General features: G+C 42.2%; 28 protein-coding genes. 20 read left to right on the top strand and 8 right to left on the bottom strand.

Going from position 1 to position 25,946, the window contains the following annotated elements; translation table 11 throughout:
* Window positions 1-130 precede the first annotated feature (130 nt).
* A complete protein-coding gene (gene hemE, locus AC1DO4_RS24110; protein WP_477420116.1) occupies window positions 131-1,156 on the top strand; it encodes a uroporphyrinogen decarboxylase in 1,026 nt (341 codons plus the stop codon).
* A gap of 105 nt (window positions 1,157-1,261) precedes the next feature.
* Window positions 1,262-1,795, top strand: a complete 534-nt coding sequence (locus AC1DO4_RS24105) for a CopD family protein (RefSeq protein ID WP_477404936.1) — start codon at window positions 1,262-1,264, stop codon at window positions 1,793-1,795.
* Between the two features lies 1 nt (window position 1,796).
* Here AC1DO4_RS24105 and vapC read toward each other — a convergent pair whose 3' ends face one another.
* Entirely contained in the window at window positions 1,797-2,210 is a 414-nt protein-coding gene (gene vapC / locus AC1DO4_RS24100) for a type II toxin-antitoxin system VapC family toxin (RefSeq protein ID WP_477420115.1), read from the bottom strand.
* The gene (locus tag AC1DO4_RS24095; RefSeq protein WP_477420114.1) at window positions 2,203-2,382 is read right to left on the bottom strand and encodes a type II toxin-antitoxin system VapB family antitoxin; all 180 of its coding nucleotides are present in this window, start codon (window positions 2,380-2,382) and stop codon (window positions 2,203-2,205) included. The genes vapC and AC1DO4_RS24095 overlap by 8 nt, the downstream gene beginning before the upstream one ends.
* 164 nt (window positions 2,383-2,546) lie before the next feature.
* Here AC1DO4_RS24095 and AC1DO4_RS24090 point away from each other — a divergent pair, with 164 nt between their 5' ends.
* From AC1DO4_RS24090 to AC1DO4_RS24075, 4 genes are all read left to right on the top strand, one after another.
* The gene (locus AC1DO4_RS24090; RefSeq protein ID WP_477420175.1) at window positions 2,547-3,116 is read left to right on the top strand and encodes an RNA polymerase sigma factor; all 570 of its coding nucleotides are present in this window, start codon (window positions 2,547-2,549) and stop codon (window positions 3,114-3,116) included.
* Window positions 3,076-3,879 carry a hypothetical protein gene (locus AC1DO4_RS24085; RefSeq protein WP_477420113.1) on the top strand — a complete coding sequence of 268 codons (804 nt, stop codon included), beginning with the start codon at window positions 3,076-3,078 and terminating at the stop codon, window positions 3,877-3,879. The genes AC1DO4_RS24090 and AC1DO4_RS24085 overlap by 41 nt, the downstream gene beginning before the upstream one ends.
* A gap of 29 nt (window positions 3,880-3,908) precedes the next feature.
* Window positions 3,909-4,736, top strand: a complete 828-nt coding sequence (locus tag AC1DO4_RS24080; protein WP_477420112.1) for an outer membrane beta-barrel protein — start codon at window positions 3,909-3,911, stop codon at window positions 4,734-4,736.
* A 137-nt stretch (window positions 4,737-4,873) separates the two neighbouring features.
* Window positions 4,874-5,872: an ABC transporter ATP-binding protein gene (locus AC1DO4_RS24075; RefSeq protein ID WP_477420111.1), complete on the top strand. Its 999-nt coding sequence runs from the start codon at window positions 4,874-4,876 to the stop codon at window positions 5,870-5,872.
* Between the two features lie 103 nt (window positions 5,873-5,975).
* On the opposite strand, the gene hemA is transcribed toward AC1DO4_RS24075, so the two are convergent.
* Entirely contained in the window at window positions 5,976-7,202 is a 1,227-nt protein-coding gene (hemA, locus tag AC1DO4_RS24070; RefSeq protein ID WP_477420110.1) for a glutamyl-tRNA reductase, read from the bottom strand.
* Window positions 7,203-7,623: 421 nt separating this feature from the next.
* Here hemA and AC1DO4_RS24065 point away from each other — a divergent pair, with 421 nt between their 5' ends.
* The 6 genes from AC1DO4_RS24065 to AC1DO4_RS24040 all read left to right on the top strand — a co-directional run bounded on the left by AC1DO4_RS24065 (window position 7,624) and on the right by AC1DO4_RS24040 (window position 14,270).
* Window positions 7,624-9,150 (top strand): GNAT family N-acetyltransferase, encoded by a 1,527-nt coding sequence (locus AC1DO4_RS24065; RefSeq protein ID WP_477420109.1) that lies wholly within the window; start codon window positions 7,624-7,626, stop codon window positions 9,148-9,150.
* 136 nt (window positions 9,151-9,286) lie between these two features.
* Window positions 9,287-10,243 (top strand): tRNA modification radical SAM protein MnmL/YtqA, encoded by a 957-nt coding sequence (mnmL, locus tag AC1DO4_RS24060; RefSeq protein ID WP_477420108.1) that lies wholly within the window; start codon window positions 9,287-9,289, stop codon window positions 10,241-10,243.
* A gap of 196 nt (window positions 10,244-10,439) precedes the next feature.
* Window positions 10,440-11,672, top strand: coding sequence for an acyltransferase family protein (locus AC1DO4_RS24055; protein WP_477420107.1), 1,233 nt, complete (start codon window positions 10,440-10,442; stop codon window positions 11,670-11,672).
* Window positions 11,673-11,681: 9 nt separating this feature from the next.
* Window positions 11,682-13,016: an acetylxylan esterase gene (locus tag AC1DO4_RS24050; RefSeq protein WP_477420106.1), complete on the top strand. Its 1,335-nt coding sequence runs from the start codon at window positions 11,682-11,684 to the stop codon at window positions 13,014-13,016.
* Window positions 13,017-13,025: 9 nt separating this feature from the next.
* Window positions 13,026-13,913, top strand: coding sequence for a hypothetical protein (locus tag AC1DO4_RS24045; RefSeq protein ID WP_477420105.1), 888 nt, complete (start codon window positions 13,026-13,028; stop codon window positions 13,911-13,913).
* A gap of 123 nt (window positions 13,914-14,036) precedes the next feature.
* Window positions 14,037-14,270, top strand: coding sequence for a hypothetical protein (locus AC1DO4_RS24040; RefSeq protein ID WP_477420104.1), 234 nt, complete (start codon window positions 14,037-14,039; stop codon window positions 14,268-14,270).
* A gap of 273 nt (window positions 14,271-14,543) precedes the next feature.
* Here the strand turns inward: AC1DO4_RS24040 and AC1DO4_RS24035 are convergent, their stop codons facing one another.
* The gene (locus AC1DO4_RS24035) at window positions 14,544-16,280 is read right to left on the bottom strand and encodes a thiamine pyrophosphate-dependent enzyme (protein ID WP_477420103.1); all 1,737 of its coding nucleotides are present in this window, start codon (window positions 16,278-16,280) and stop codon (window positions 14,544-14,546) included.
* Between the two features lie 109 nt (window positions 16,281-16,389).
* Between AC1DO4_RS24035 and AC1DO4_RS24030 the strand changes: the two genes are divergently transcribed.
* Complete coding sequence (locus tag AC1DO4_RS24030; protein WP_477420102.1) at window positions 16,390-16,707, top strand: hypothetical protein; 318 nt, start codon at window positions 16,390-16,392, stop codon at window positions 16,705-16,707.
* Window positions 16,708-16,793: 86 nt separating this feature from the next.
* A complete protein-coding gene (locus AC1DO4_RS24025; protein ID WP_477420101.1) occupies window positions 16,794-17,189 on the top strand; it encodes an energy transducer TonB in 396 nt (131 codons plus the stop codon).
* Window positions 17,190-17,579: 390 nt separating this feature from the next.
* Here AC1DO4_RS24025 and AC1DO4_RS24020 read toward each other — a convergent pair whose 3' ends face one another.
* Window positions 17,580-18,497 carry a helix-turn-helix domain-containing protein gene (locus AC1DO4_RS24020; protein ID WP_477420100.1) on the bottom strand — a complete coding sequence of 306 codons (918 nt, stop codon included), beginning with the start codon at window positions 18,495-18,497 and terminating at the stop codon, window positions 17,580-17,582.
* 17 nt (window positions 18,498-18,514) lie between these two features.
* A complete protein-coding gene (ispG, locus tag AC1DO4_RS24015) occupies window positions 18,515-20,590 on the bottom strand; it encodes a (E)-4-hydroxy-3-methylbut-2-enyl-diphosphate synthase (RefSeq protein WP_477420099.1) in 2,076 nt (691 codons plus the stop codon).
* 136 nt (window positions 20,591-20,726) lie between these two features.
* Between ispG and AC1DO4_RS24010 the strand changes: the two genes are divergently transcribed.
* Entirely contained in the window at window positions 20,727-20,942 is a 216-nt protein-coding gene (locus AC1DO4_RS24010) for a hypothetical protein (protein ID WP_477405965.1), read from the top strand.
* Window positions 20,939-21,217 carry a type II toxin-antitoxin system RelE/ParE family toxin gene (locus AC1DO4_RS24005; RefSeq protein WP_477420098.1) on the top strand — a complete coding sequence of 93 codons (279 nt, stop codon included), beginning with the start codon at window positions 20,939-20,941 and terminating at the stop codon, window positions 21,215-21,217. The genes AC1DO4_RS24010 and AC1DO4_RS24005 overlap by 4 nt, the downstream gene beginning before the upstream one ends.
* 104 nt (window positions 21,218-21,321) lie before the next feature.
* Here AC1DO4_RS24005 and AC1DO4_RS24000 read toward each other — a convergent pair whose 3' ends face one another.
* Window positions 21,322-21,933, bottom strand: a complete 612-nt coding sequence (locus AC1DO4_RS24000) for an RDD family protein (RefSeq protein ID WP_477420097.1) — start codon at window positions 21,931-21,933, stop codon at window positions 21,322-21,324.
* A gap of 120 nt (window positions 21,934-22,053) precedes the next feature.
* On the bottom strand, window positions 22,054-23,049 hold the full coding sequence (locus AC1DO4_RS23995) for an MBL fold metallo-hydrolase (protein WP_477420096.1): 996 nt from the start codon (window positions 23,047-23,049) through the stop codon (window positions 22,054-22,056).
* Window positions 23,050-23,284: 235 nt separating this feature from the next.
* On the opposite strand from AC1DO4_RS23995, the gene AC1DO4_RS23990 reads away from it, so the two are divergent.
* The 4 genes from AC1DO4_RS23990 to AC1DO4_RS23975 all read left to right on the top strand — a co-directional run bounded on the left by AC1DO4_RS23990 (window position 23,285) and on the right by AC1DO4_RS23975 (window position 25,836).
* Window positions 23,285-23,854 (top strand): pentapeptide repeat-containing protein, encoded by a 570-nt coding sequence (locus AC1DO4_RS23990; protein ID WP_477420095.1) that lies wholly within the window; start codon window positions 23,285-23,287, stop codon window positions 23,852-23,854.
* Window positions 23,855-23,900: 46 nt separating this feature from the next.
* Window positions 23,901-24,683, top strand: a complete 783-nt coding sequence (locus AC1DO4_RS23985) for a M23 family metallopeptidase (RefSeq protein WP_477420094.1) — start codon at window positions 23,901-23,903, stop codon at window positions 24,681-24,683.
* On the top strand, window positions 24,680-25,441 hold the full coding sequence (locus AC1DO4_RS23980) for a DUF4846 domain-containing protein (RefSeq protein WP_477420093.1): 762 nt from the start codon (window positions 24,680-24,682) through the stop codon (window positions 25,439-25,441). Before AC1DO4_RS23985 ends, AC1DO4_RS23980 begins: the two co-directional genes overlap by 4 nt.
* A 119-nt stretch (window positions 25,442-25,560) precedes the next feature.
* Window positions 25,561-25,836, top strand: a complete 276-nt coding sequence (locus tag AC1DO4_RS23975; protein ID WP_477420092.1) for a hypothetical protein — start codon at window positions 25,561-25,563, stop codon at window positions 25,834-25,836.
* Window positions 25,837-25,946: the final 110 nt, after the last annotated feature.

Here is a 25,946-nt window from a genome sequence, read left to right as displayed (position 1 = left end):
ATAATTAAGATAAAAACAGGGGTTTAATGATAAAATCGCCCATAGTATATATTAGTGGCCCTAAAGCCATCGATCCAATTACAAAAAATCTTAATTCCTCACTCTTAATTATTGATTCTCGTCCAAAGATATGAGAGATTCGTTATTAATAAAGGCAGCTTTTTCCGAAAAAACAGAACGGCCGCCGGTGTGGATGATGCGCCAGGCAGGTCGTTTCATGAAAGAATACTGGGACATTAAAAACAAGTATTCGTTTTTAGAAATGTGCAAAACACCAGAGCTTGCTGCTGATGTTACCATGTTGCCGGTTAATTTATTGGGTATTGATGCTGCCATCCTGTTCTCGGATATATTGGTTACGGGCGAGGCCATGGGCGGCGACTTAAGCTTTAACCAGGGAGTGGGCCCTAAGTTTGCTAACCCCGTACGTACACAAAAGGATATAGATAACCTGCAAACTGATGTGGGCGATAAGCTGCAATACGTAGCCGATGCCATTAAAGTAATTCAGCAACGTTTAAATGGCAGTATCCCGCTTATAGGTTTTGCCGGCGCGCCATTTACGGTAATGAGCTATTTGGTTGAGGGCGGATCATCAAAAGATTTCAAGCTTACCAAACTAATGCTGCACAATGAGCCGGAAATGGCTCATCAGCTGTTGTCAAAAATTGCTGTTGTTACGGCAAATTACCTTAACCTCCAAATTGAAGCCGGTGTAAATGCCATACAGATCTTCGATAGTTGGGCACAGGCTCTGGCCTGGGATGATTATAAAGAATTTAGCCATTACTACATCCAGGAGATCATCAGCAAACTAAACAGGAAAGATATCCCGGTGATATCGTTCTGTAAAGGCAGCTCGGTATTCGCGCCGCTAATGGCCGAAGCAAAACCGGATGTGATCTCGATAGATTGGAATGTTGACCTGTTGAATATTAAAAAGTGTTTACCTGAAGACATAGCTGTGCAGGGCAACCTTGATCCGCATATATTATATGCTGATAAAAAAGTAATTAAAGACCGCATACACCGCCTGTTCGACCGGATGAAGGACGAATCTGGCTTCATCTTCAACCTGGGTCATGGCATTATGCCCGATATTCCGTTTGATAATGTGAAGTATGCGGTAGATGTAATTAAAGAGTACAGGAACTAATAAAACCTTACATGTCATTTCGAGGAACGAAGCAATCGCGAATTTGCATATCAGATTTGCAGAGTCTGCGATTGCTTCGTTCCTCGAAATGACATACTTTGATATATGTACGAATACGTTCTTGCCATACATATCATTTTTGTAGTCTGCTGGATGGCCGGGCTGTTTTATATGGTACGCCTTTTTATTTACCATACCGAAGCACAAGACAAGCCCGAACCTGATCGTAGCATCCTATCTGCCCAGTTCGAGATCATGGAGAAGAAGCTGTTTAATATCATAACGGCTCCATCGATGCTGATAGTAATTGTTGCCGGGTGTACCATGGTTTACCTGCGTCAGGCATATCTGCATATGGCCTGGCTGCAGATCAAGTTACTATTTGTGTTAGGCCTGGTAGCTTATCACCACATCTGCGAGCACAAAATGAAGCAGATGCGTAAAGGTATTTTTAAATGGACATCAACCCAATTGCGCCTGTGGAATGAATTAGCTACAATCCTTTTGTTTGCTATCGTTTTCCTGGCCGTATTAAAAGATGGTTTCAGCTGGATATTTGGTGTGGTTGGAATAGTATCATTAGGCGTGATATTGATGATTGCGGTGAAAATTTATAAGCGGTTTAGGGAGAAAAAGTGATTTATCCATCAAAGCTCATTACCTTTAATGAAGAGTGTTGAGCTATAAATTGAAAATCTCTGTCATCATTCAATAAAGTAAGCTTATTGCTCATGGCGTAAACAGCAATTAAGCAATCATTTGGTTTACGAATCGTCACACCTTTTTTTCGAAGGTCTCTATACAAATTTGCGGCTTTAACAGCCATATCATAAGAATTTTCGTGGAGTTTAGTCAGGTTGTCAAAATGTGATTTTACTATGCGCTCACTAATGTCAGAGGTTATACCTTGCAATACTTCCTGAACTATAGTTGGGCAGGTGGCAATTACGATATTAGCCAAATTACTCCTTAGAAACTTGCTGGATTCCGTTTCAATACCTTTAAAAAAGTTGATCCATACCGATGTATCAACTAAAACAATCTCCCTATTCAAAAGCCTTGTCATCTATTTCAACCTTGCCCCACAAATCAGCAAGTTTCTGTTGATTTTCAAGAGTTACATAAAGTTTTAGTGCCTCTTCAATTATTGCCTTTTTAGTTTTTAAACTACTTAGCTTTTGCGCTTTTTGCATCAGTTCATCGTTTATATCGATATTAGTCCTCATACACACAAATTTTAATAAATATACACATTTTAATTTGAATACAAATGGTTACTTTGCTTATCTGTTTAAAATTGCTTTACATAACATCAGGTTCCAATAATTAAAAAAAATATTTCACACGCCATGCAACCATTTAACCTCCACTTTCATCTTACTATTAAATGATGTTTTTGGAACCTAAATATACTTTTGAACAATTAGTTGACCGCTGCAAAGCCGGCGAACGTAAAGCACAGGAATTGTTGTATAAACAATTGGCTGGCAAAATGCTGGCTGTGTGCATGCGCTACGCTACCGACAGAATGGAGGCCGAAGATATGTTGCAGAATGGGTTTATAAAGGTTTTTCAAAAAATGGTTGACTATAGAGGCGACGGCTCATTTGAAGGCTGGGTAAGGCGTATTATGGTACACAGCTCCATAGAATACTATCGCAAGCATCATAAAATGATGCAAATGATTGATATGGGGGATGCGGGTATCGAGCCTTCGGTTAACCCGATAGCAGCCGCAAACCTGGATGCCAGGGTACTGATGGGACTGATACAACAACTGGCACCGGGTTACCGCATCGTATTTAACCTGTACGCTTTGGAAGGCTATTCGCATAAAGAAATTGCCGATATAGTGGGCATTACCGAAGGGGCTTCAAAATCCCAGCTATCAAGGGCACGCACAATATTAAAAGAACAAATTGCAAAAATGGAGGGTAAAAGCTATGGATATGCAGGATAAGGATTTGGACAAATTATTTCAATCGGCTTTAAACGATTATGAGATAGAGCCGTCTGCAAAAGTGTGGGAAGGAATTACCGAAGAATTAACTGCCGGTAAACGTAAAAGGTTGCTGGCGCCTTTCTTAAGCATTGCTGCGGGCGTAATATTATTGGTAACCGCAGGTATCCTGTTTATTCCTAAGGAAGTGAAGGTAATAAAAACTAAAACTGATGGAGTCGTTGCGATTAAACAACCAGTAAAATCCACCCCGGTTGCAAAAACCGTCGCAGATGTGCAGTCAGTTAATCAAAGCAAAGCAGATGCAGTTATAGACCCGGTTAATAGTATGGCAGGCATAAAAATAAATAAAACACATAAAGCAATAATTGTTGAAAAAGCAACTATAAATCAGCCGGTAAAAGATATAGTACAGCCCGAAGATCAGTCTGCATTAGCCTCGGCCACACATAAGCAGGAGGTAATTAAACCGGTTGTGCCAGATACTGCTGTCCAAATAATGATAAAGCATATTGATGAGTCCCCTGTTTTTGCAAGTGCGCCGCAGGTTCAGCCCATACCAACGCAGATTGCCCCCGCTAACAACAAACAGGCACCAGCCAAAAAACATAAAATCCGCAGCCTGGGAGATGTATTCAATGTAATGATAGCTGCTGTTGATAAACGCAAAGACAAGATCATTGAATTTAGCAATACCGATGGGGATGATGCCACTATAACGGGCGTAAACCTGGGCATCATCAGAGTGAAAAAAGAAAAATAAAATCTAAAGGATATATATATACAAATAATATGAAACGCTTAATTTTCACAGCAATGCTATGCGTTGCCGCAAGCTACAGCTTTGCCCAAACCACCACAACCGACTCAACCAAAACTACCACAGATACTGTTGTCACCAAAAAAGGATTAAAAGTAAAATTTGGTGTTGGCCAGGATGTGCCTTACGTATCGGTAAATGATAATGATACCACTATCCGTTACCACTCAAAAGCACCGGGCTTTTCTTTCGGTATCACCTTTTCCAGGATCGACCTTGGTTTTGCTACCTTAATTGATAACGGCAGCTTTACATTATCTGATAAAAACAAGTTCCTGAGCTATCGCCAGGCGAAAACCGCAAACTTTGGGTTTGACGTTGTACAATTTGGGTATCGTTTTAACAGCGCTTTCAAGATCTATGTTTCGGGAGGGTTCGACTGGACCAACATCCGCCTGCGCCAGGATATCACTATACAACGCAATGCGCCGGTTTTAACCTACGTGCAGGATAGTATCCACTTTAGCAAAAACCGCTTTTCGTCAAGCTATCTGCGCATCCCGTTGTCATTTTACTATCGCAGTCATGAGGATAGCCGCGGTAACTACTTCCGCCTGGTTGCCGGGCCCGAAGTTGGCATCTTGCTCAACGGCCGTGTAAAACAGATAAGTGACGAGCGCGGCAAGCAAAAGTTTGATGATGATTACCATTTTGCCAAACTGCGCAAAGGGGTTTTCGTTCGCATGGGCTATGGCATCATGGGCATCTATGCCAAGTACTACTTTAACGATATGTTTGAGAACAGCCCTGAACAAGCGGGCTTAAAGAACTTCTCGTTTGGGTTGACGTTGGGATTCTAATAAACACAAATTTCCACAAATCCGCTTGTAGCTAAAATTTGTGAAATTCGTTTTGGCTCGTGAAATTCGTGTCAATCAAATTCGTGGGATTCGAAATAATTCGTGGCAATTAGTGTTTATGTTATCTTTGTAACACGATGTCAGAAACTCCTTTTTTGCAGGCTATTGCGGTAAGTAAAATATATCCCGGCAAGCAGATGGCCGGTGTTAAAACAACAGATATAGCTATTGAGCAAGGCAAAATAACGGCTATAATAGGCGAGAGCGGCAGCGGTAAAAGCACTTTACTACGTTTGCTTTATGGTTTGCTCTCTCCTGATGCAGGAGAAGTTCAATTTAAAGGCGAACGCATCTGGGGGCCCGAAGAAAAGCTGATCCCTGGCCATGACGCCATGAAAATGGTTACCCAGAATACCGATGACCTCAACCTGTTTGCCAAGGTTTGGGATAACGTGGCGGCTATGCTGCCCGCAACCGATTTGAAGGCCAAACAACAAAAAACAGAGCTGGTACTGCAGCAGCTTAATATGGCCCACATGGCCGATAAGCGCGTAGCCGACCTAAGTGGTGGCGAGAAGCAAAGAGTAGCCATTGCAAGAGCAATAATAACCCGTCCGCAGGTATTATTGCTGGATGAGCCTTTTAACCAGGTTGATACATCATTCCGGGAAGGCTTACAGCACGATATCAGGGAGATAGTAAAGGAAATTGGCCTTACGGTGATCATGGTCTCGCACGACCCTGCCGAAGTACTATCTATGGCTGATAAACTGGTGGTGATCAAAAATGGACAAATTGTAGAGCAGGGTCCTCCTAAAACACTCTACCAGCACCCAAAAAATCTGTATACTGCGCAACTATTAAGTAATTGCAGTGTATTTACCGCCCAGGAAGCCAAAAGCTGTGGTATTAAAGCCATTAAAGATCATGTGGTTATATACCCGGAATGGATCAAAATAAAACTCATTACCAAAACAAAAAAATGGACTGTTAAACAGGTACTTTTTAAAGGTTCTTATGAGGATCTGATCCTCCAAAACGGAAGTATCCTATTACGCGTAGCCAATGAAGAACCAGGCAGTTATGTTGAGGGAGATATGGTATCGGTACGGGCCGGGAAGTGGCTGGAGTATTAACACATAAAAGTCACCTGTGAATACTTCATTTTACACGTTACTGCTACCTTGAGTTTAACGAAGCTGCAACTTGTAGCAGCTATATTAATTGAAGTTATAAGTATTAATTTTCATTGATCAATATATCCTTAGCCATTATCATGGGCACACTGATATATTTTTTCTCCATATAATTCATCACCTTTTCCAGGATCTCGCGCGATTGTTGATCCATTCCTTGTACCTCATCGGCGAACACAGAATTGATGGCGGTATTACGAATCTCTTTGATCTTTTCGGGCACCTGGCGCATGGCTACTTCAATACGGCGTTGTTTTAACTGAGTTAAAAACTCGGCAATGTTTTGTTCAATAATACCCTCGGCATGTACCAGCTCATGATAACGTTCCTGCAGGTTATGTTTGGCAACCTCGTTTAATGAATGCACCTCGATAAAGTTAACCGGGAATTGCTCCAGCACTTCCGGAGCGGTATCATTGGGAATAGCAAGGTCGACTATAGTTTTCCTACCGGCTTCACCATTTAACAGTGATTTGTATATTTCGGTAGTAATGATAGGCTCAACCGCTGATGTGCAGGTTATAATGGCATCAAAACCTTTATTATATGTTTTAAGCGCTTCGAGGTCATAAGCTTCACCATTCAAATCATCAGCCAGTTGCTGAGCCTTTGAAACTGTGCGGTTAAAAACTGCAAAGTTGCTAAACTTATGCTTTTGCAGGTATTTGGAAATATTACGGTTGGTTTCGCCGGCACCAATGATGAGTACCCGGGCGTTTGAGCAAAGGTTAAGATCTTTAAGCTTGCGGTAAGCCAACGATACCACCGAAATTGGATTTTTTGAAATATTGGTATGTGTATAAACCTCTTTGGCTGTTTTTACCACGCAGTTCATGATCATACGCATAGCATCACCCGTAAGACCAGCCGCTTTGCAATGCTCATAAGCTTTACGCAACTGTGCCAGTATTTCCTTTTCGCCAACTATCAAACTCTCCAATGAACAGGAAGTACGCAGCAGGTGAACCATAGCTTCCTGATCTTCATAAATAGAAGCGCCGTCAATGAAAGTACTTAGCGAATGTTCACACAACTCGGTATTAAAAGCTTCAATGAAACGTTTGGCAAAATCCTTATCAACCACCTGCGGGGTAGTCATAACAAATTCCACACGGTTACATGTAGCCAGGTAAAAGATCTCTGGTATCCCAAATTGAGTTTTAACCTGTTGAAGTTTTTCTGTCAGATTTTCCTGGCATACCACCAATCTACCTATTTCCTTCAGTTCAATCTGTTTGTGTGTAAAAGCAATAACCTTTAAATACTTCAAAGCAGTTTTAAATTTGACCGAACAAAAATATCACTATAAAAGCGCAGCAATGTCAACACTTTGTCAAACAGGAGTATTTAGAATTGTTATAAATTAGGAGAAATGACCTGAAAACAACATTTAAACTGCTTAAAACAATATTTAGCAAAATATTGTATATTGACAAAATACCGGGCGACTTATGGTATCATACGTTTTTTAAATTAGGTAACATAGCCGTAACACCAATTATTACCTGGCACAATTAGCTTTACAGCCGGTATTGATGTTTTGGGCTGGAACAGAAAAGCATAGTCCAGACAAATAATAAAATATGATCTTATAAAGACTCCGGCATGTTATTTAAATCAACTTTATTTATTCTTTGCGATTTCGGGTCTTTGCGGGGAAAATAAAAAACGACAAAACACAAAAACACAATATGGATCTGCAAAGTGTTGAAATGCGAAACCTGGAGGTACAGGATTACCAGGAATTAAAAAAATCGATGAAATCGGCCTATATGGATATGGATGAGGATTACTGGGATGCCAATTCTATTAAAAGGCTCATCCGGATATTCCCCGAGGGGCAAATTTGTGTAACCGTTAATGAGGTGGTGGTAGGCTGTGCCCTTGCTATTATGGTTGATTACCAAAAGTTTGGCGATAACCACACCTACAAACAGATCACCGGCGACAGTACATTTAAAACCCATACCGATAAGGGCGATGTACTATATGGTATTGATATATTTATCCACCCTAAATATCGCGGTTTGCGTTTAGCACGACGCCTTTACGACGCCCGCAAAGCGCTGTGCGAAAAGCTGAATTTAAAAAGCATCATAGCCGGGGGCCGCATTCCCAATTACCAGAAATACCAAAACGATCTTACCCCCCGCCAGTATATTGATAAGGTAAAGTATAAAGAGATCTATGATCCCACCCTATCCTTCCAGTTGGCTAATGATTTCCACGTACGTAAGGTGCTAAAGAATTATTTGCCCGAGGACAGTCGCTCAAAAGGCTTTGCTACGCTGATAGAATGGAATAATGTGTATTACGAGGAAGTAAGCACCGCCATTAACCAAAAAACCGTTGTACGTATTGGCCTGGTTCAATGGCAAATGCGCCCCTACAACAACATTAGCGAATTGCTGAAGCATGCCGAATATTTTGTTGACGCGGTGAGCGATTACCAAGCGGATTTTATTTTATTCCCCGAATTGTTTGGTACGCCACTAATGGCCGATTACAACCACATGGATTCGGCAAAGGCTATGCGCGAGCTGGCTAAATACACACAACCCATCATCGAGGAGTTTTCTAAACTTGCGGTATCGTACAATGTGAACATCGTAGCGGGCAGCATGCCTACCATCTTCGAGGAATCGCTGTATAATGTATCCTACCTTTTCAGGCGCAACGGCAGTATGGAAGAGGTTTACAAAATCCACCCTACCCCATCCGAAATCAGCTCATGGGGCATCCGTGGCGGCGATGAGGTAAAGGTATTTGAAACCGATGCCGGTAAAATAGGCATCTTGATCTGTTATGATGTGGAGTTCCCCGAGCTATCGCGCATCCTGGCCAGCCAGGATATGCAGATCCTCTTCGTTCCGTTTTTAACGGATACGCAGAACGGATATAACCGGGTTAAATTTTGTTCACAGGCCCGTGCGGTTGAAAATGAATGCTATGTGGCCATAGCCGGCTGCGTAGGTAACCTGCCCAATGTTAATAATATGGGTATTAGCTACGCTCAATCGGCAGTATTTACACCGTCTGACTTTGGGTTCCCTACGAACGGCATCCAATCAGAGGCTACTCCCAACAGCGAAATGATCGTAATTGCCGATGTGGACCTTTCATTATTAGATGAATTGCACGAATATGGCAGCGTACAAAATTTAAAAGACAGGCGCACCGATTTGTACAATATTACTTTTAACGGAAAAAAAGTGTAATATAATTTCATTGAAATTACTACGGTTGAAGCAAGAGTTTTAATCTTCCCTGGCTCCTTTCCCTTGCACTTATTGCAAACGGGCCCAGGTTACATATTCGCTTATCTGTAAATCAATTCACTATCTTTGCGGCACAATGCAATTAACAGGAGAAACAACACAGGTGTGGGAGAAGGGCTACAACAATTACGGCCCGTGGCTTAAAGAAAAATATAAGGGCCATCGTGTATTTAAAGTGATTGTTGATGGCGGCTTTACCTGCCCCAACCGTGATGGCTCAAAAGGCTATGGCGGTTGTACCTATTGCAATGTAGATTCCTTTACCCCATCGGTTAGCCGTAACGCGCCAACTGTACGCGAGCAGGTGATACAGGGTATGGAGCGTGCCCGTAGCGGCAATAAGGCTGATAAGTTTATCATATACTTTCAGCCCAATACCAATACCTACGCACCGGCGCATTATTTAAAAATGATGTACGACGAAGCGTTGAGCTATGGCACCGAAGATATTGTTGGTCTGAGCATTGGCACACGCCCGGATTGTATCGACGCCGAAAAGATAGCCTTGCTGGAAAGTTATACCGACAGATTTGACGTTGACCTGGAAATGGGGATGGAATCTATTTATGACGAAACTCTCGCCCAGATAAACCGCGGATGTAACCACGAGGAATTAGTAAAAGCCCTTAAATTGGTTGAAAATAGCAAATTGGATGTTTGTGTGCACACCATTTTTGGTTTTCCCTGGGAAACACATGAAATGATGCTGAAATATGCCGATGAGATCAACCGTTTTCCACAGATAAAATTTGTGAAATTTCACCACCTGCATATTGTAGAAGGCTCTGTAATGGGTGTTAAATACAAGCGCGAACCTTTCAAAGTGTTCAGCATTGATGAATATGCCGACTTTTTGTGCGAATTGCTGCCGCGCGTTCGCCCGGATATCGTGATCCAGCGCCTGTTTGGACTTAGCGACCGCGAACTGCTAATAGCCCCAAATTGGGGGCTAAAAAAATCGGAGATCCAATACTATATCGACCAAAGGATATTGAGCAGAGGTGTGGTGCAGGGGAGTGCTCTTTCTGTCTGAAACCGGGATTAAACGAATTAAAGAATTTTTAGAACCAATTGATATGATTTTGAGTATAACTGATATACAGGCAAATTCTGTTAATTTCATTAATTCTGTAAATTCCGGTTACAGAAAATGATTGAGACATCTTTGGCCTCAATTTTGTAAACCGATAGTCGAAAAACTTGACTGGAATCTTTAACTTACATCCATTTTGTCACAAAGAGCGCAACAAAACTACATTCCCGCATTAACTGGTGTACGCGCAATGGCGGCTTACCTGGTATTCATATCGCATTTCGCGTATATTTTTGATGAAAAATTTCCTCACTCTGTGCAACGTTTTTTCAATGAATTCCATATAGGGGTTACTATTTTCTTTGTGCTTTCGGGCTTTTTAATTGCTTTCCGCTATTTTGATAGTTTTAAACTTACTAAAGATTGGTTTAAACAATACTTAAAAAACAGGGTAGCCCGTATTTACCCTATGTATGCTATTTTAACCATCGGAGCTTTCATCTCATTTTATTTTACCAATAACCAAACCGTTACCGCCGGTCATAACCCCATTGTGATGTTTTTCATGAATATCGTTTTTCTGCGGGGGTTTTTTGATCAGCTTAAATTTACAGGAATAGCACAGGGGTGGTCGCTTACGGTTGAGGAATGTTTTTACTTTTCGGCACCATTCATCTTTCTTATAGCTACCAGGTACAAGAGGTTTTATATCCAACCTATCGCTATTACCGCCCTGGGCGCTGTGCTGGTATTAGTATTCAGTCATGTAAACTGGTACGGCTTTTTCGGCAATTTTACGTTTATGATGCTGTACACCTTTTTGGGCAGGTGCTTTGAATTTTTTGCAGGCATCCAATTGGCACTCATTGTACGCAAACAAAAACTGGACGGAAGCAGCAATAAAAAGCTCACATACTTAGGCTTTTTCCTGATCTTCTTCTGCGTTTGGATCATGTCTGTTCTGCCCATACCGGCCGGACAAGAAGCCGGTTTACATAACCCTTTGGGCATCATTACCAATAATTACCTATTGGCTTTATCAATAGCGCTGTTCTTTTACGGTATACTTACCGAAACTACCATACTTAAAAAAATACTGGCCAACCCGTTTGTTGAACTGCTTGGCAAAAGCTCTTATATATTTTACCTGGTACACCTGGGCTATATGTATACCTTTTTGCACCATAGCTTTAACTGGCTTAATGATTACACATTTGAACTTTATGACAAGTGGGGGGTCGACTGGCATTCGCCCTTTGAATACGATAGTTTAAACCTTCTGTATGCTTTTATCGTTTTAAATGTAATTTCAATCACTTTGTTTAAGCTTATCGAGGAACCGCTTAACCATTATATCCGCAGATCAAATTTCCTGATCAGGAATAAACGGTTTAATCCCGAAAATGAGTCGGCAAAGATCATTGCATAATAATTATTTATGACTACCTACTTCAAAAAATATTTACTCGTAGCGTTTACAATAATCTCTTTTCAGTTTGCCTTGGGGCAGCATGTTTCTCCGCATGCTAAAGGCGATACCTCCCCTAAAGAAGATGAAGAAACTGTATCAACTGTATTAAACATCAACAATAAAGAAGGTATTTTTAGCTCAACTGCCTCATTCTCCTTTGACGTAAAAAACAGTTACGATACCGAACAGGCCGGCACTATATCATATGCAATTACCAATGAAAAAGGAGTAAAGGTTAAAACCCTCATTAAGCCTGTAAAGATTGGCAGGAAAAGCGAGGAACATTACAACTTTGAGATACCATCATTAAAAACCGGGTTTTATAAACTGAATATGATGATCAACGTATCTGATTATGACGATACTACCCGCCGTGCTTTTGGTATCAGGGCCGATGATATTAAGTCCGCCTATCCAAAACCTGCAGATTTTGATAGTTTTTGGAAAACGGCCAAAGCCGAGCTGGCAAAGGTAAAACCCCAGTTTAAAGTAACCGAACAACCATCGCAAAATACTGATAACCGCAGGGTTTTTCTTATCGAGATGAAATCTTTGGATAACCTTACCATCCGTGGATGGATGACCCTACCCAAAAACAGTAACAAAAGCAAAAAATTCTCGGTATTGCTGGGTTTACCGGGCTACCAGGTGGTGCTTAAGCCAATTGTAGGTAAAGATGACGACCTGGCTATTATCACTCTTAATACCCGCGGACAAGGCAACAGCCGCGATGTGATCCATACCGAGCGCGATGCATTTATCTCCTATAATATTGAGGATAAAAATAAATATGTGATGCGTGGTGTAATTATGGATTGCGTGCGTGCTGTGGATTTCATTTACTCGCGCCCGGAGCTACGGCACAACCAGATTATAGCTACCGGTGGTAGTATGGGTGGATATTTGGCCATAGCGCTTGCAGGTTTAGATAGCAGGATTACCATTTGCTCGGCGCAAAACCCCATTTTAAGTGATGTACACAACCTTGTTGGCACGGCTGACTGGCCTATTAATGATATCAAAAAATATGTTGCGGGTAAACCAGATGTAACTTTCGACCAGGTTTTACGCAATATGGAGTATTACGATACCAAAAACTTTGCTACCGATGTTAAATGCCCCACGCTGCTGGGTTTAGGTTTGCTTGACCCGTATGTACCGCCCGGCAATGGTTATGCAGTTTATAACTCTTTAAATACCGATAAAAAAGTAATGGTTTATAAAGACCTTGGCCACGAGGTAAGCCAGAAATATAAAGATTATGAGGGCAGCTGGATGCGCGATACCTTTGGCCTATTTTAACCTATACCTATGAATAAAACTATGACCCTCAATAATAACGCATTAAAATACCTTTTTACCACTGTTATGTTGCTAACATTAGCGCGCAGCAACAGCTTTGCCGATGGCTTCCCGGTAAGGCCGGGCAGGTTTGTGTTATCGCCATCGGTAAGTTACTTTTTTGCCAATAAGCAATTTGATTCCACCAGTCATAGAACAGCTTTTAAAGATAACGGACGATTCCATTCTATAAGCTATGCATTATATGCTGAATACGGGATAAGCAGGAAATTTACAATATCGGCCCTGGTGCCTTACTCCATAAATTACTTTAAAACCAATAGTATACCTAATGCTATTACTACCTCGGGCCTGCAGGATATTGAAATAGGTATTAAATATTACCTGGCTAACATTAATTACAAATACTATTTTAGTATAAAAGCTACAGGCATTATACCTACGTACAAAAACAATCCGGGTTTGGGTTATAGTCAATACGGATCGGAGCTTAAACTTGCCTTTGCCGGTAGTGGTCACCTGTTTGGCAGGCAAAGTTATTTTGTTGCAGAGAATGCTGTACGCGAGTATTTTGGAGGCGAATCTATTTTCCAGGATAGGTATAACCTTACCTATGGTTTAACGCTGGATAAAAACTTTCACGAGCAGGTATCGGTAAGTGTTGGCGGTTTTTATGCAACCAGCGGTAATTCATTTATTAACCCAAATCCCATTATATCGGCCAACCCCAGCACCGGTAAAAACTTTGCTTTTAACCAGGTATCGGTAAGTTACGGGCATGCGTTCGCCAAAAATCTGTCGTTATCTTTAACAGGCGGAACTTTCATTACCGGGCGTAATACAGCTGCGGGTACCAGTCTTTCAGCATCATTAAATTACCGAATCGATACCAGGTAATATTGATTTCATATCAGCTTTTATATAAAAGCTAAAAGGAGATGCCCGAATCGAAAAGATAATACCCCGACTATCAATTACATTCATTATGTGAATTATTTAATAGCCTAAATATAAATAATCATGACCAGCCTAAAACCTTATATCACTATAAAAACTTATATCGCTATACTTGGCATAATCTGCCTTTTAGCTATAAATGGCGTTAGCGCGAAGTTTCCTGTTCATAAAGATGATGGGGAGGTGTCAACCATGCTTACAGCAGGCAGTAAAGATGCCATTTTTAGCAGCCGTGCCGGCTATACCTTCAATGTTAAAAATGCCACCGAAGCCCCCCAAACGGGTACGGTATCTTAATATTGCAATAACCCCTGCTTGATCATCTTGCACCACCCAATAACGAGTACGCGTTTTACAACCTCATCCCCCGGAAATACCGCGACATTATGGTTTTTAAAGACCTTGGCCACGAAGTACCCATGGTTTATGTATTGGAAGATGGACACAGGGTGAGGGATAAGTTTGGGTTGTTTTAGAAATACGGGAGAAATAATTAAAAAAACTGTCATTGTATTTTCTTCGCTATTCTGGAATCTTTTGCTCTCACCCTTGACCTTTCATCTGCTCCTCCTACAACAAATCCTTCAGGTGCTTGTAATTAGCTTTAACAGTATCCAGCACCTCATCCATTTGACCGTTGAGCATCAGCTTGGTCATGGATACGGCCATACCTGCCACTTGTTTTAATTCTATTTTGGGTGGCATGGCCAGGGCGTTAGGATCGGTGAAAATATTTAGCAATGCCGGGCCGTTAAAGGCTAACGCTTCACTGATAGCTTGCCTTACCTGGCCGGGTTCCGTAACATTGACGCCGTTGATACCCATGGCCTGGGCAACCAGCGCAAAGTCGGGGTTGTACATATCGGTTTGCCAATCGGGCAGGCCGGCTACTTCCATTTCCAGCTTTACCATACCCAGGGAACGGTTGTTGAAAACGATGATCTTGACAGGTAATTTATATTGAACAATAGTTGCCAGATCGCCTAATAACATAGACAAACCACCATCGCCACAAAGGGCAATAACCTGCTGACCGGGACGCGCCAAAGCCGCGCCGATAGCCTGCGGCATAGCATTGGCCATAGAACCATGATTAAAAGAGCCTATCATTTTGCGCTTGCCGGTTGCGTTAATATAACGCGATCCCCACACGCATGACATGCCTGTATCTACCGTAAATATCGCATCATCGGCAGCAATTTTATCCAATATGCTGGCCACGTACTCCGGATGGATCTTGTCAGTTTCGCCACTGTCGTCAACATAGGTTTTCATTTTATCTTTTACGTCGGCGTAAAGTTTTAACTGCGCTTTAAGAAAACTATCATCTTCTTTTTGGCTTACCAATGGCAGCAGCGCGGTTAAGGTATCCCTGATGGTGCCGCATAATCCTACATCAACCTTAGCCCTGCGACCAATGCGCTCGGGTCTGGTATCAACCTGCACAATTTTACAATCGGCAGGCATAAATGGTGTATATGGAAAATCGGTACCCAAAAGAACCAGCAGGTCCGACTCATGCATACTATGATAGGCCGATGGCAGGCCTAACAGCCCGGTCATGCCAACTTCGTTAGGATTGTTATACTGGATATCCATTTTGGCCCGGAACGAGTAAGCAACCGTTGCATGCAGCTTTTGTGACAGTGCAACCACCTCGTCGTGCGCATCGGCAGCGCCAATACCGCAAAATATAGTGATCTTATCAAACTGGTTAAACATGGCGGCCAGCTGTTGCAACTCCGCGTCACCTGGGCGGATAACCGGGATAGGATTAAAATTTTGAATGGCAGAATCTATTTCTACAGCCTCCATACTCGTTACATCGCCAGGCAGGCCAATTACTGCAACGCCCTTTTGGTGCAGCGCGCTTTGTATCCCGGCTTGCAGCATGCGCGGCAGTTGCTTTGGCGTTGTGGCAACCTGGTTATAATAACTGCAATCTTCAAATAACTTAATGGTATTGGTTTCCTGGAAATAACCAGTGCCAAACTCAAAACTGGCAATGGTTGATGCTATGGCAATAACCGGTGCGCCGGATCGGTGTGCATCATATAAACCATTTATAAGGTGTACATGGCCCGGTCCGCTGCTGCCTGCACAACAGGCAAATCCGTTTAGCTGCGCCTCTGCGCCCGCGGCATAGGCCCCGGCTTCCTCGTGTCTTACGTGTATCCATTGAATACTCCCTTCGCGCCTTACCGCGTCATTTACCTCATTCAGGCTGTCGCCCGTCACCGAGTATATTCTTTTTATACCTGCGTTTACCAGCATCTCTACCAGTTGGTCTGCAACTTTTTTTGTCATATTGTTCTGTTATTGTTACCATACAGTCATCATATGTTATAAACCAAACCCGGTATTGTTATAAGAGTTTTTAAAATTGTAAAATTGCCTCAAAAAACCGTCATCAATTATGGGACGCATAGTAATAGTAGCCTACAAACCCAAGCCCGGCAAAGCCGAAGCATTAAAGGGACTGACCAAAACCCACGTACCGCGCCTTAAAGCAGAAGGGCTGGTAACCGACAGGGAAGCCATAATTATGGAAGCTGCTGATGGCACGATTGTAGAAGTTTTTGAATGGTTGTCTGCCGAAGCTATTCAGCAGGCCCACCAAAATAAAGTGGTGCACCAGCTATGGGCAGAGTATGCCGAAGTGTGCGATTATGTGAACTTAAGCAGCCTTGCCGAAGCCGGGAATATGTTTGCAGAGTTTAACGCGGTGTATTAACAAATCTATCAAAACGCATCAGGTTGTGTTGTTGGGTTTCTGTATTCACAAATAACACGAATATTAACAAATAAATATTACATACAATGAAATTTAAACTTGTATTAATTTGGGGAATTTTTACCCTTTGCGGCTCAGAACAGCGGGCACTTGCCCAACGCCCAAAAAAAACTGCTGATACAGTAGTCTCCGCAACGCCCAAAGAAGTATTGCCGGAGTTTCCGGGAGGGCAGGCAAAACTGGATGAGTTTATCAAATCAAAATTGCACCCGGTAAAAGGGTTATCCGGAAAAAAGGTAATTGTTTACTTTGTGGTAGAAAAGAATGGGCAGTTAAACCACGTTAAAGTTATAAAAGGACTTACTGTAGAGGCGAATAAAGAAGCGGTGCGGGTTATTAAGCTTTTGCCAAAGTGGAAGCCTGGTTCGTTAAATGGTGTTATCCGGAGAGTTTCTGACAGTGCATCGGTTGTTTTAATTTAGCGAAGGTTTTTAAGCTAAAAAGGCAAACTCGATAAAAGTCTGCCTTTTTTTAATATGTGTTAAGTATATGGTGAAGCCTGCAACGGCTGGTTGTTTTTGTAGTGTTTGTTACCTATATGGTTGGGCTTGCATTCTCCCTAAATCATTACCTGTAAATGATGGTCAAAATCTGGAAAGTTCCAAAGTAAAGTTGAAGTAACCTGCCTTTTATTGATTCTATGTTTTGCTTTTTCATGACCTTTGTTATTGATTGACAAGTCAAAGGTACTGCCGATATCGTGGCTCATCAATCTCAATAAATCGGTTTTAACAACCAATTTTTCCGATTGATGATTATTACCGTCAGGCAACAGTCATAACGGGGGCATGGAAAGATAAATGGAGATTTTTTTATTGGAGTTGCTTAAACTCCGAAGGATTGCTGCCGGCAAAGCGCTTAAAAAAACGACTGAAATGCGAGCTGTTATCAAAGTTAAGTCGTTCGGCAATTTCCTTAATGCTGAGACCGGATGAAGATAACAGGTATTGCGCTTCAAGGTAAAGGCGGTTATGGATAACATGCAAGGCGTTTTGCCCGGTTTCGCTTTTTACAATTTCGGTTAAATATTTACTGGAGATGAATAGGGCATCGGCATATTCCTGCACCGTTTTTAGGGTTAAAAACTGATCTTCAACCAATTTTTTAAACTTGTATACCAATTGATACTGTTTACTTAGGTGACGCGTGGAGTGCAGCAAACAGTTTTCACAGGCCCGGTTCATTTCGTACAGCAGATCTGTTAACAACAGGCGAAGGATCTGCAAATGGAAAGCGCCTTGCTCCTGGCTCTCGTCACTTATTTTTTCGTAAAGCGATTTTAAGGATGCGCAACTTTTTTGCGACAGGCCATAAATTGGCGGATAATCCGGATTTACCTCCAAAAGATTATCCAGGATGTTTTCTTTAAGAAAATTATTGATCAAAAACTCTTTTTTAAACAGTACCTGGTACAAAAGCAGGTCGGGAGAAGCATCCTCAAAAGAGGTAATAAACTGGGGCGATACCAAATGAACAGAGTTGGTGTAAACTTCAAATACAAAATGCCCGATTGTTTTTTTACAGCTGCCCCTAAGGCATAAAATAACCGAGTAATAATCGGTTTTAATTGGTAAGCCATGGTTTACACCTGGCTCGTTGGTTAATACAGCAAAATCATCCTGGTTCCAGCCGTCATTAATTATTCCAAAATCAGCGTTGATATTGCCGGCCAGTTCCAGGTGCCGCTTAAGGGTTAAAGGGATAGTTGAAACGGTGATCTTGTCGCTCATAAATATGGCTTGCCGGGCTATTCCTGCTCTATCCAGTTACCATCTTCCTTAATAATCCCAATCAGTTCATCAAGGGCGTTTGCGGCGCTAATGTTTTTCTTTACAGCTTCTTTACCGCGGTAAAGGGTGATCTTATCAGTACCCGAGCCTACATAACCATAATCGGCATCAGCCATTTCGCCCGGACCATTTACAATACAACCCATAATACCAATTTTTAACCCTTTGAGGTGACTTGTACGACTGCGGATCATCTGCGTAGTGATCATCAGATCGAACAAAGTACGTCCGCAGCTTGGGCAGCTGATATATTCGGTTTTGGAGATGCGTGAACGGGTGGCCTGCAAAATGCCAAAAGCAGTGGATGTGATCACATTGGAAGGAAGTTGGGGCGCATCAATCCAGATCCCATCGCCAAAACCATCAACCAGCAGAGCGCCTAAATCGGTAGCAGCGTAGAGTTGTAGGGTAGTAGTAGCCCCCTCTAAATCTCCCCCGGTTGGGGAGACTTCAGATCTTAAGGCCCTCCCTTCCGGGGAGGGTTGGGTGGGGCTGTAGCCTCTTTTCACAATCACCGGAACATCTAATCCCAACTCTTCCAATTTGAAAAAGAAACCACGCTGATCGGCCATGCCATGAAGTTGGTTTGTTTCCAATACAAATACCAGGGAGTTATCAAAAGGCAATGAGCCAAATTCTTCCGAGTCAATATCCGCAGGCAATATTTTTACCAGGTTTAATGCCGATGTACGATCTGTTGCCCCGATGTATTCCTTTAGGGTGAATAACGGATGGCAATTGGTTTTATCGGCAAGCTTTTGCCAGGTATTGTAGTTATATAGCTGTTTTAAATTAGCCGGAAAAGTAAACGAGGGTAATTCATCTGCCAGGTAAACAAAATCAACCGATTGCTCGGCCATATTGTATTTATCCAATAGCGGAACGTACAGATACCCGGCATCTGCCAAAATAGACGGATCCTTCAGATTTTTTGCAGATAGATCGATCACTACCCTCGGCACCATATGCCCGCCGATGAAGGCATTGGCCTCATAGGTATGGCGTTTTTTATATTCGTAAGGACTATAAGAAGGTGAAAGGTGAAAGGTGAAGGGTGAAAGGTTTTCCTTATCTTCTACTTCACTGCCTTTCACCTTTTGCCTTTCGCCTTTAACCTCTTCCGCTCTCAAAGAATAGCGTTTCACCAGTTCAATAGCTACCGGTGCTTCGGCTTCGGGTTCCTCGGTTAGGGAAACGCGGACAGTATCGCCCAGGCCATCTTCTAATAAAGTGCCTATACCAACAGCAGATTTTATACGACCATCCTCGCCGTCGCCGGCTTCGGTTACGCCAAGATGCAGCGGGTAGTTCATGCCTTCGGCAACCATGGTTTCTACCAGTAAGCGGTAGGCCTGCACCATTACCTGCGGATTGCTGGATTTCATGCTGATCACCAGGTTATAGTAATTCAGCGCCTCGCACATCCGCATAAACTCCATGGCCGATTCAACCATACCCTGCGGGGTATCACCGTAACGGCTCATGATCCTGTCGCTCAGCGAGCCGTGGTTGGTACCAATGCGCATGGCAGTACCATATTCTTTACAGATATTAACCAACGGCGCAAATTTCTGGTAAATGCGGTCGAGCTCGCCCTGGTATTCCAGGTCGGTATAATCTATCTGGTCGAACTTCTTTTTATCGGCATAGTTACCGGGATTTACACGCACCTTTTCAACAATACGGGCGGCTACCTCGGCAGCGTTAGGCGTAAAATGAATATCAGCAACCAGGGGTACATTATACCCGCGGGCGCGAAGCTGCTTTTTAATTTCGGCCAGGTTTTTTGCTTCTTTGATGCTGGGCGCGGTGATGCGTACATATTCGCAACCGGCATCCACCATCCGGATAGACTGCTCCACGGTACCAATGGTATCCATGGTATCGGTAGTGGTCATGCTTTGAATGCGGATAGGGTTATTACCGCCCATAGGCACATCACCAATGTTTATCTCGCGGGTAACAAAACGCGAATATTCGGTTAGCGAATTACAATAACGGCCTTGCAGCAATTTAACGGCATCAGTATTCATGCAGCGGATAATTAATAAGATGCAAATTTAACGATTATGTTGAGGAATAAGTTGTTTGGATGTAAATGATAAATTAATGGATGGTCTTATCATTAACATAATTGTAATGATTAACAAAATTTGTTAAATTTGATTAATGACAACTCAATTCATTACTAACGATAAAGGCGAGAAAACCGCTGTCATTATTCCAATAAGCGAATATGAGGATTTGTTGCATCAACATCATTTGAACCTGGAATTAACTGATGAATATAAAGCAATGATTGACGGAATGCTTGATGAGGAAGAAAGCGGAAAAGTTGAATATGTTTCGTTTCAAAATATTAAAAAACGGTTTCTCCCCAAATGATCTACGAGATTATTTTCAGACTTAATGCAGAAAAAGATTTAGAAGATATTCAGGATTATTACAACAAAATATTACCGGCTATTACAGATAATTTCTTTAAGGAGTTTTTTGCAACTATAAAGTTCATAGAGAGCAGCCCCCAATTATTTCAAGTAAGATACAGAGAAATAAGAATAGCTCCTTTATATCGGTTCCCATATGGAATTCATTATAAAGAAATTGGAAACAAGATTGTTGTATATAGGGTTCTTCACACAAAAAGGTATTTTAAATAAGATCTGATTAAAATAACCTGGGAATTAGTAGGCCATTTTTAAGAATTTATATAGATGCTATTGCCTTTTATGTCATAAATTTCAAATTTAAGCATCAACCGCAATCAAAACAACCTCTCCTTAATCACCACTGTGCCGGCCATCATATCATGCAGGCACTGCTGCTGCTTGTTAAAAAACGCGAACAGGTAACCGATAAAAAATGTCAATACCGAAAATATTTTACACAGGTTGCGGGCTATAGCTTTGCCTACGCTAATGCGATCGCCGTGCATATCCACTACTTTTATTTTGAGCATTTGCTTGCCAAATGTGGCCTGGCTTGCAGAGCTTTCCATCACAATATGGTAAATGATCTTGGCAAAGGGCACACATGCCAATAAGCTAAAACTCACTATCATGCGGCTCTCTTTATCCTGCATAAATATAATTACTACCACAAAAATGACGAGCACAAATACGCCAAAAACAATAAACCAATCTAAAAACGAGGCTAACAGCCGCTGGTCAAAACTACCGAAGTATTGCATCAGCAAAGCTGGTTTGGCAAAGCCCAAAAGCTCCCTTAATTCGGCAATTTCCTGCGCTTCCTTGTAATCGTCCATTTCCGGAGTTTTCACAAAATCGCCCGGCTTTATTTTTTTAGCCTTTAGCTCATCCATGCTGAAAGGGCCTTCGGGTTTGCCGTTAATAACTAAAATATAGGATTGGGACATGTTACAGGGCTTTTTTATTGGAATAAGGAAAAGGGGAAATGTTACAAATCCCTTCTAAATCTCCCCCGCCGGTTGGCGTGGAGACTTTTTTAGCCCTTCCTTCCGGGCAGGATTGGGGGCTTACATAAACCTCTTCCACCACTCCGAATTATATGCTCCCTTAACCTCGGTTGGTTTGCCTGGCTCGGGTACAAAAAGGCTTATTTTTTTGTCTTTTGCCATTTTTTCCAATCGTTCAACCGGCTCGTACCAGGCATGGGGAGCCAGGTTGAAGGTGCCGTAATGTATCGGCATCATCAGGTTGCCTTTAAGGGCGATGTGGGCGTTCGAAGCATGATCGGGCCCCATATGAATATCAGGCCAGAACCTGCCATAGGCTCCAACTTCCAGCATCGTTAAATCAAAAGGGCCAAATGCCTCACCAATCTCCGCAAAACTTGGCGACCAACCCGAATCGGCCCCGAAGTAGATATTATGTTTTGGTCCTTTTATTACAAAGCTTGCCCACAAGGTTTCGTTACGGTTAACTATCCCCCTGCCCGAAAAATGCCTTGCGGGGGCCGAAGTTACCACTACATCATTGCCTATCATTACGCTATCGCCCCAATCCATTTCGGTAATAAAGTTTTTCAATATTCCCCATTGCACAAGGTATGGCCCCACACCTGTGGAACAATAGAACGGTATAGACTTACCTGCAAAAAATTCAATAGTTTCCTTATCCAGGTGATCATAATGATCATGCGATACGATCACAGCATCAAGCGGCGGCAGATCATTTAAAGCGATGGCGGGCTTAAAAAAACGTTTAGGTCCGAAGAACCTGGAAAAAGAAGCCCGCTCGCCCCAAACAGGGTCGGTAAGTATGCGTTTGCCATCAATCTCTATCAGTATACTGGAGTGGCCCACCCATGAAATACGCAGGCCGCTTGCCGGCGGAGTATTATAAACAGCAATATCGGTTTTAAAAGGCCCTATTTGTTTTTTTGGCGAGTTTTCGGCTTTGTTGTTCATGTACTCCCTCATAATAGGGATCAGTTTGTCAAAGCCGGCTTCGTCGGTAGGTATAACATTGATGTACTTTTTCTCTTTTTTGCGGGATCCTGCTAAACTCATAGAACAATTATAGTGCTTATCTTTATTACGATATAATTAACGCAATAAAGTTACGTTTGATTGGCCTGCTGTGACTTTTATTACGCGGGAATGATATTAGTATCAAGTCGTGAGTATCAGGTATCAAGAACTTTTATACTTTGTTTAGCAGGAATGTTCTGTTTGTGCCGCAGGGCAAATCTTAATAAAACAAAATATTAATACCTGATATTAAAAAATACCTGATACTTGCAAAATGCAACATATCGAGGACGAAACCTTCACCAAAACCCCGGCTGCGCAGCTTACCGGCCGTAACCGCACTTATGAAAACTGCAAATTCATCTCCTGCGATCTTTCACATGCCAACTTCAACGGTGTAATTTTTATTGATTGTGTGTTTGATGGCTGTAACCTGGCCCTTGCCGACGCAGCCGATACAGGTTTCCAGAACATCCTGTTTAAACACTGCAAACTCAGTGGACTAAACTTTGGCAAAGCCCGCGATTTTTTGTTCGAGGTGCATTTTGAAAGTTGTATACTTGATAATGCGATCTTTTACAAAAAGAAGAACAAAAAAGCCCGCTTCGCAGATTGCGCTATGACCGAGACCGACCTTACCGAAGCCGACCTTACCGAGGCTAAATTCATCAACTGCAACCTTAACCGCGCGTTCTTTAGCCGCACGATATTGAAAGGCGCCGATTTGCGCAGCTCTTATAATTACACTATCGATCCGGACGATAACGTGATTAAAAAAGCCATGTTCTCTATTCATGGCTTGCCCGGCCTGCTGGCCAAATACGATATTAAAATTGAAGGATAATATTCTGATGAATATTTAGTTATATTAATTCTTCAGGATAAACCTTATGCGCAAAACTGTACTGCTTGCTGGATTGCTAATCATCATGACACTTAGGGTAGCTGCTCAACGTGACTATTTATTTCACCAGGATAAGGATTTTTACTTCAAACGCTTTAATGCACTTAACTCAGCGGTTTTAAAAGGAGGAATAAAAAAAGAGATGTTTGTTAAACGGTTTGATACTCTTTTTTATGCCATGTATACTTTCGAAGCCATGAAAAACAGGATAACGATTCCAAAGGGCCCCATCCGGTGGATTTTTCCATTAAGAGGTTATAATATTAGCGCTATTGGCGGAAACGGAGATGGTTACTCGGATAAAGGCTATCATTACCTTGATGGCAATAAACATACCGCTCATCCTGCACATGACATTTTTATTATTGATAAAAACCAGGATTGCATTGATGATCACACTAAAAAACCGACAGATGTACTGGCTATTAAAGAAGGCTGGGTAGTCGCTTGTTCGGATAGTTGGAATGTTAATAGCAACCTCCGCGGAGGCAAATTTATTTGGATTTATCATCCCAGAGATGGAGCAAGCAGTGCCGAAGGCCTTAAGAATGGTTTCTTTACTTATTACGCTCACAACAACAACATTTTTGTAAAGCCCGGCGACGAAGTTAAACCCGGCCAAAAAATTGCCGAAGTCGGCCGTACCGGCTATAACGCCTATAAAAAACGATCTCCTACGCATCTGCATTTTTCGGCCTTTAAGCTGGTGGATGGTTTACCTGTACCTTTCAATCCCTATCGGCAACTAAAACAAGCCAAAACCTTATGAAAGTTTTCTTAATGCTAATAGCCTCAATGCTGAGGGCCGGTCCGGTAAAAACGGATAACGTGGTAACCCGTTTTAAAATACCCGCAGGTTACAGGCAAAGCCCTGTAATTCCCGGTAGTTTTGGGGCATGGTTGCAGGCATTACCACTTAAACCTTATGGTTCGCAATGTTTAACCTACCAGGGTAAGTTAGCCCGTACCGAACCCTATACCGCCGGGATACTGGATATAAGCGTTGGCAAAACCGACCTGCAGCAATGTGCCGATGCTGTAATGCGCCTGCGGGGCGAATACCTGTACAGCCAAAAGAAATATCAGGATATAGCGTTCAACTTTACCAGCGGCTTCCGTTGCGATTTTGTGCATTATGCCGATGGCTATCGTTACAATAATGACCGCTGGGTACTGAAAGCAAAAAGAGATTACGGTTATGATAACTTTCTCCGGTATATGACCCTGGTGTTCAGTTATGCCGGTACACTATCACTGCAGAAGGAACTTAAAACTGTTCAAAACCCTAACAGCCTAAAAACAGGCGATGTATTTATCAAAGGCGGATCGCCGGGGCATTGTTTTATTGTAATGAATGTGGTGGAGAATTCCGGTCACCATAAAAAGTTCCTGTTAGCGCAAAGCTATATGCCCGCCCAAAGCATCCAGTTGCTTCAATACCAGCAAGATCCCTGGTTTAGCATTGATGAGCCTGCCAATATCCTGTATGGCGAATTGGTTAGCTCTGTTTATTTAAAACAGTTTTAGCAACTCGACCCGCCAGGATTAAAGCGCCAGATCCAATTATTTGTAGCGGCCTGCCAGTATATTATCATTCAAAAAAAGCCCCTTAACTATTTGGCATAGCGATTGCCTTGTTTGATACCATGATAGAATTCCTAACAACCGGACTGCACATATTTGTTATTGTAATGATAGGAGGCTTTATCATATTCGGCACCATGGCATTAACCGGAAAATTTGACCATTGGGATTCCCGTTTTATTCAAAAAAGCCAACATATTTTTCGCCGGGTAAGGCGGTATTTTAGCCGTAACCGTAAAAGGGAAAAGCTTCACCAAAAGGATAATTATGAAGGCAGCCGCCATGAACACCATGTGCGGCATGAAACAAAGACAACTAACTCCGAAGGCATCCGGTAAGTTGTGTGAAGCTACTACTGTCGTGTCAGCCTTAAATTGGCTTTAGCCTTTAGCCGAAAGTATTAAGTTCGAAGTCAAAAAAGGATAGGTTCAGCTTATAACTTACGACT

The sequence above is a fragment of the Mucilaginibacter sp. P5_A6 genome, assembly GCF_056400585.1.
The sequence above is the reverse complement of the archived record's forward strand: the minus strand, read 5'-3'. Positions and strand labels throughout refer to the sequence as shown.

Excerpts from the sequence above, each read along its gene's own strand:
- hemE (WP_477420116.1), top strand. The coding sequence starts at position 131 with ATGAGAGATTCGTTATTAATAAAGGCAGCTTTTTCCGAAAAAACAGAA.
- AC1DO4_RS24105 (WP_477404936.1), top strand. The coding sequence starts at position 1,262 with ATGTACGAATACGTTCTTGCCATACATATCATTTTTGTAGTCTGCTGG.
- AC1DO4_RS24095 (WP_477420114.1), bottom strand. The coding sequence starts at position 2,382 with ATGAGGACTAATATCGATATAAACGATGAACTGATGCAAAAAGCGCAA.
- AC1DO4_RS24090 (WP_477420175.1), top strand. The coding sequence starts at position 2,547 with ATGTTTTTGGAACCTAAATATACTTTTGAACAATTAGTTGACCGCTGC.
- AC1DO4_RS24080 (WP_477420112.1), top strand. The coding sequence starts at position 3,909 with ATGAAACGCTTAATTTTCACAGCAATGCTATGCGTTGCCGCAAGCTAC.
- AC1DO4_RS24075 (WP_477420111.1), top strand. The coding sequence starts at position 4,874 with ATGTCAGAAACTCCTTTTTTGCAGGCTATTGCGGTAAGTAAAATATAT.
- AC1DO4_RS24065 (WP_477420109.1), top strand. The coding sequence starts at position 7,624 with ATGGATCTGCAAAGTGTTGAAATGCGAAACCTGGAGGTACAGGATTAC.
- mnmL (WP_477420108.1), top strand. The coding sequence starts at position 9,287 with ATGCAATTAACAGGAGAAACAACACAGGTGTGGGAGAAGGGCTACAAC.
- AC1DO4_RS24050 (WP_477420106.1), top strand. The coding sequence starts at position 11,682 with ATGACTACCTACTTCAAAAAATATTTACTCGTAGCGTTTACAATAATC.
- AC1DO4_RS24045 (WP_477420105.1), top strand. The coding sequence starts at position 13,026 with ATGAATAAAACTATGACCCTCAATAATAACGCATTAAAATACCTTTTT.
- AC1DO4_RS24040 (WP_477420104.1), top strand. The coding sequence starts at position 14,037 with ATGACCAGCCTAAAACCTTATATCACTATAAAAACTTATATCGCTATA.
- AC1DO4_RS24035 (WP_477420103.1), bottom strand. The coding sequence starts at position 16,280 with ATGACAAAAAAAGTTGCAGACCAACTGGTAGAGATGCTGGTAAACGCA.
- AC1DO4_RS24030 (WP_477420102.1), top strand. The coding sequence starts at position 16,390 with ATGGGACGCATAGTAATAGTAGCCTACAAACCCAAGCCCGGCAAAGCC.
- AC1DO4_RS24025 (WP_477420101.1), top strand. The coding sequence starts at position 16,794 with ATGAAATTTAAACTTGTATTAATTTGGGGAATTTTTACCCTTTGCGGC.
- AC1DO4_RS24020 (WP_477420100.1), bottom strand. The coding sequence starts at position 18,497 with ATGAGCGACAAGATCACCGTTTCAACTATCCCTTTAACCCTTAAGCGG.
- ispG (WP_477420099.1), bottom strand. The coding sequence starts at position 20,590 with ATGAATACTGATGCCGTTAAATTGCTGCAAGGCCGTTATTGTAATTCG.
- AC1DO4_RS24010 (WP_477405965.1), top strand. The coding sequence starts at position 20,727 with ATGACAACTCAATTCATTACTAACGATAAAGGCGAGAAAACCGCTGTC.
- AC1DO4_RS24005 (WP_477420098.1), top strand. The coding sequence starts at position 20,939 with ATGATCTACGAGATTATTTTCAGACTTAATGCAGAAAAAGATTTAGAA.
- AC1DO4_RS24000 (WP_477420097.1), bottom strand. The coding sequence starts at position 21,933 with ATGTCCCAATCCTATATTTTAGTTATTAACGGCAAACCCGAAGGCCCT.
- AC1DO4_RS23995 (WP_477420096.1), bottom strand. The coding sequence starts at position 23,049 with ATGAGTTTAGCAGGATCCCGCAAAAAAGAGAAAAAGTACATCAATGTT.
- AC1DO4_RS23990 (WP_477420095.1), top strand. The coding sequence starts at position 23,285 with ATGCAACATATCGAGGACGAAACCTTCACCAAAACCCCGGCTGCGCAG.
- AC1DO4_RS23985 (WP_477420094.1), top strand. The coding sequence starts at position 23,901 with ATGCGCAAAACTGTACTGCTTGCTGGATTGCTAATCATCATGACACTT.
- AC1DO4_RS23980 (WP_477420093.1), top strand. The coding sequence starts at position 24,680 with ATGAAAGTTTTCTTAATGCTAATAGCCTCAATGCTGAGGGCCGGTCCG.
- AC1DO4_RS23975 (WP_477420092.1), top strand. The coding sequence starts at position 25,561 with ATGATAGAATTCCTAACAACCGGACTGCACATATTTGTTATTGTAATG.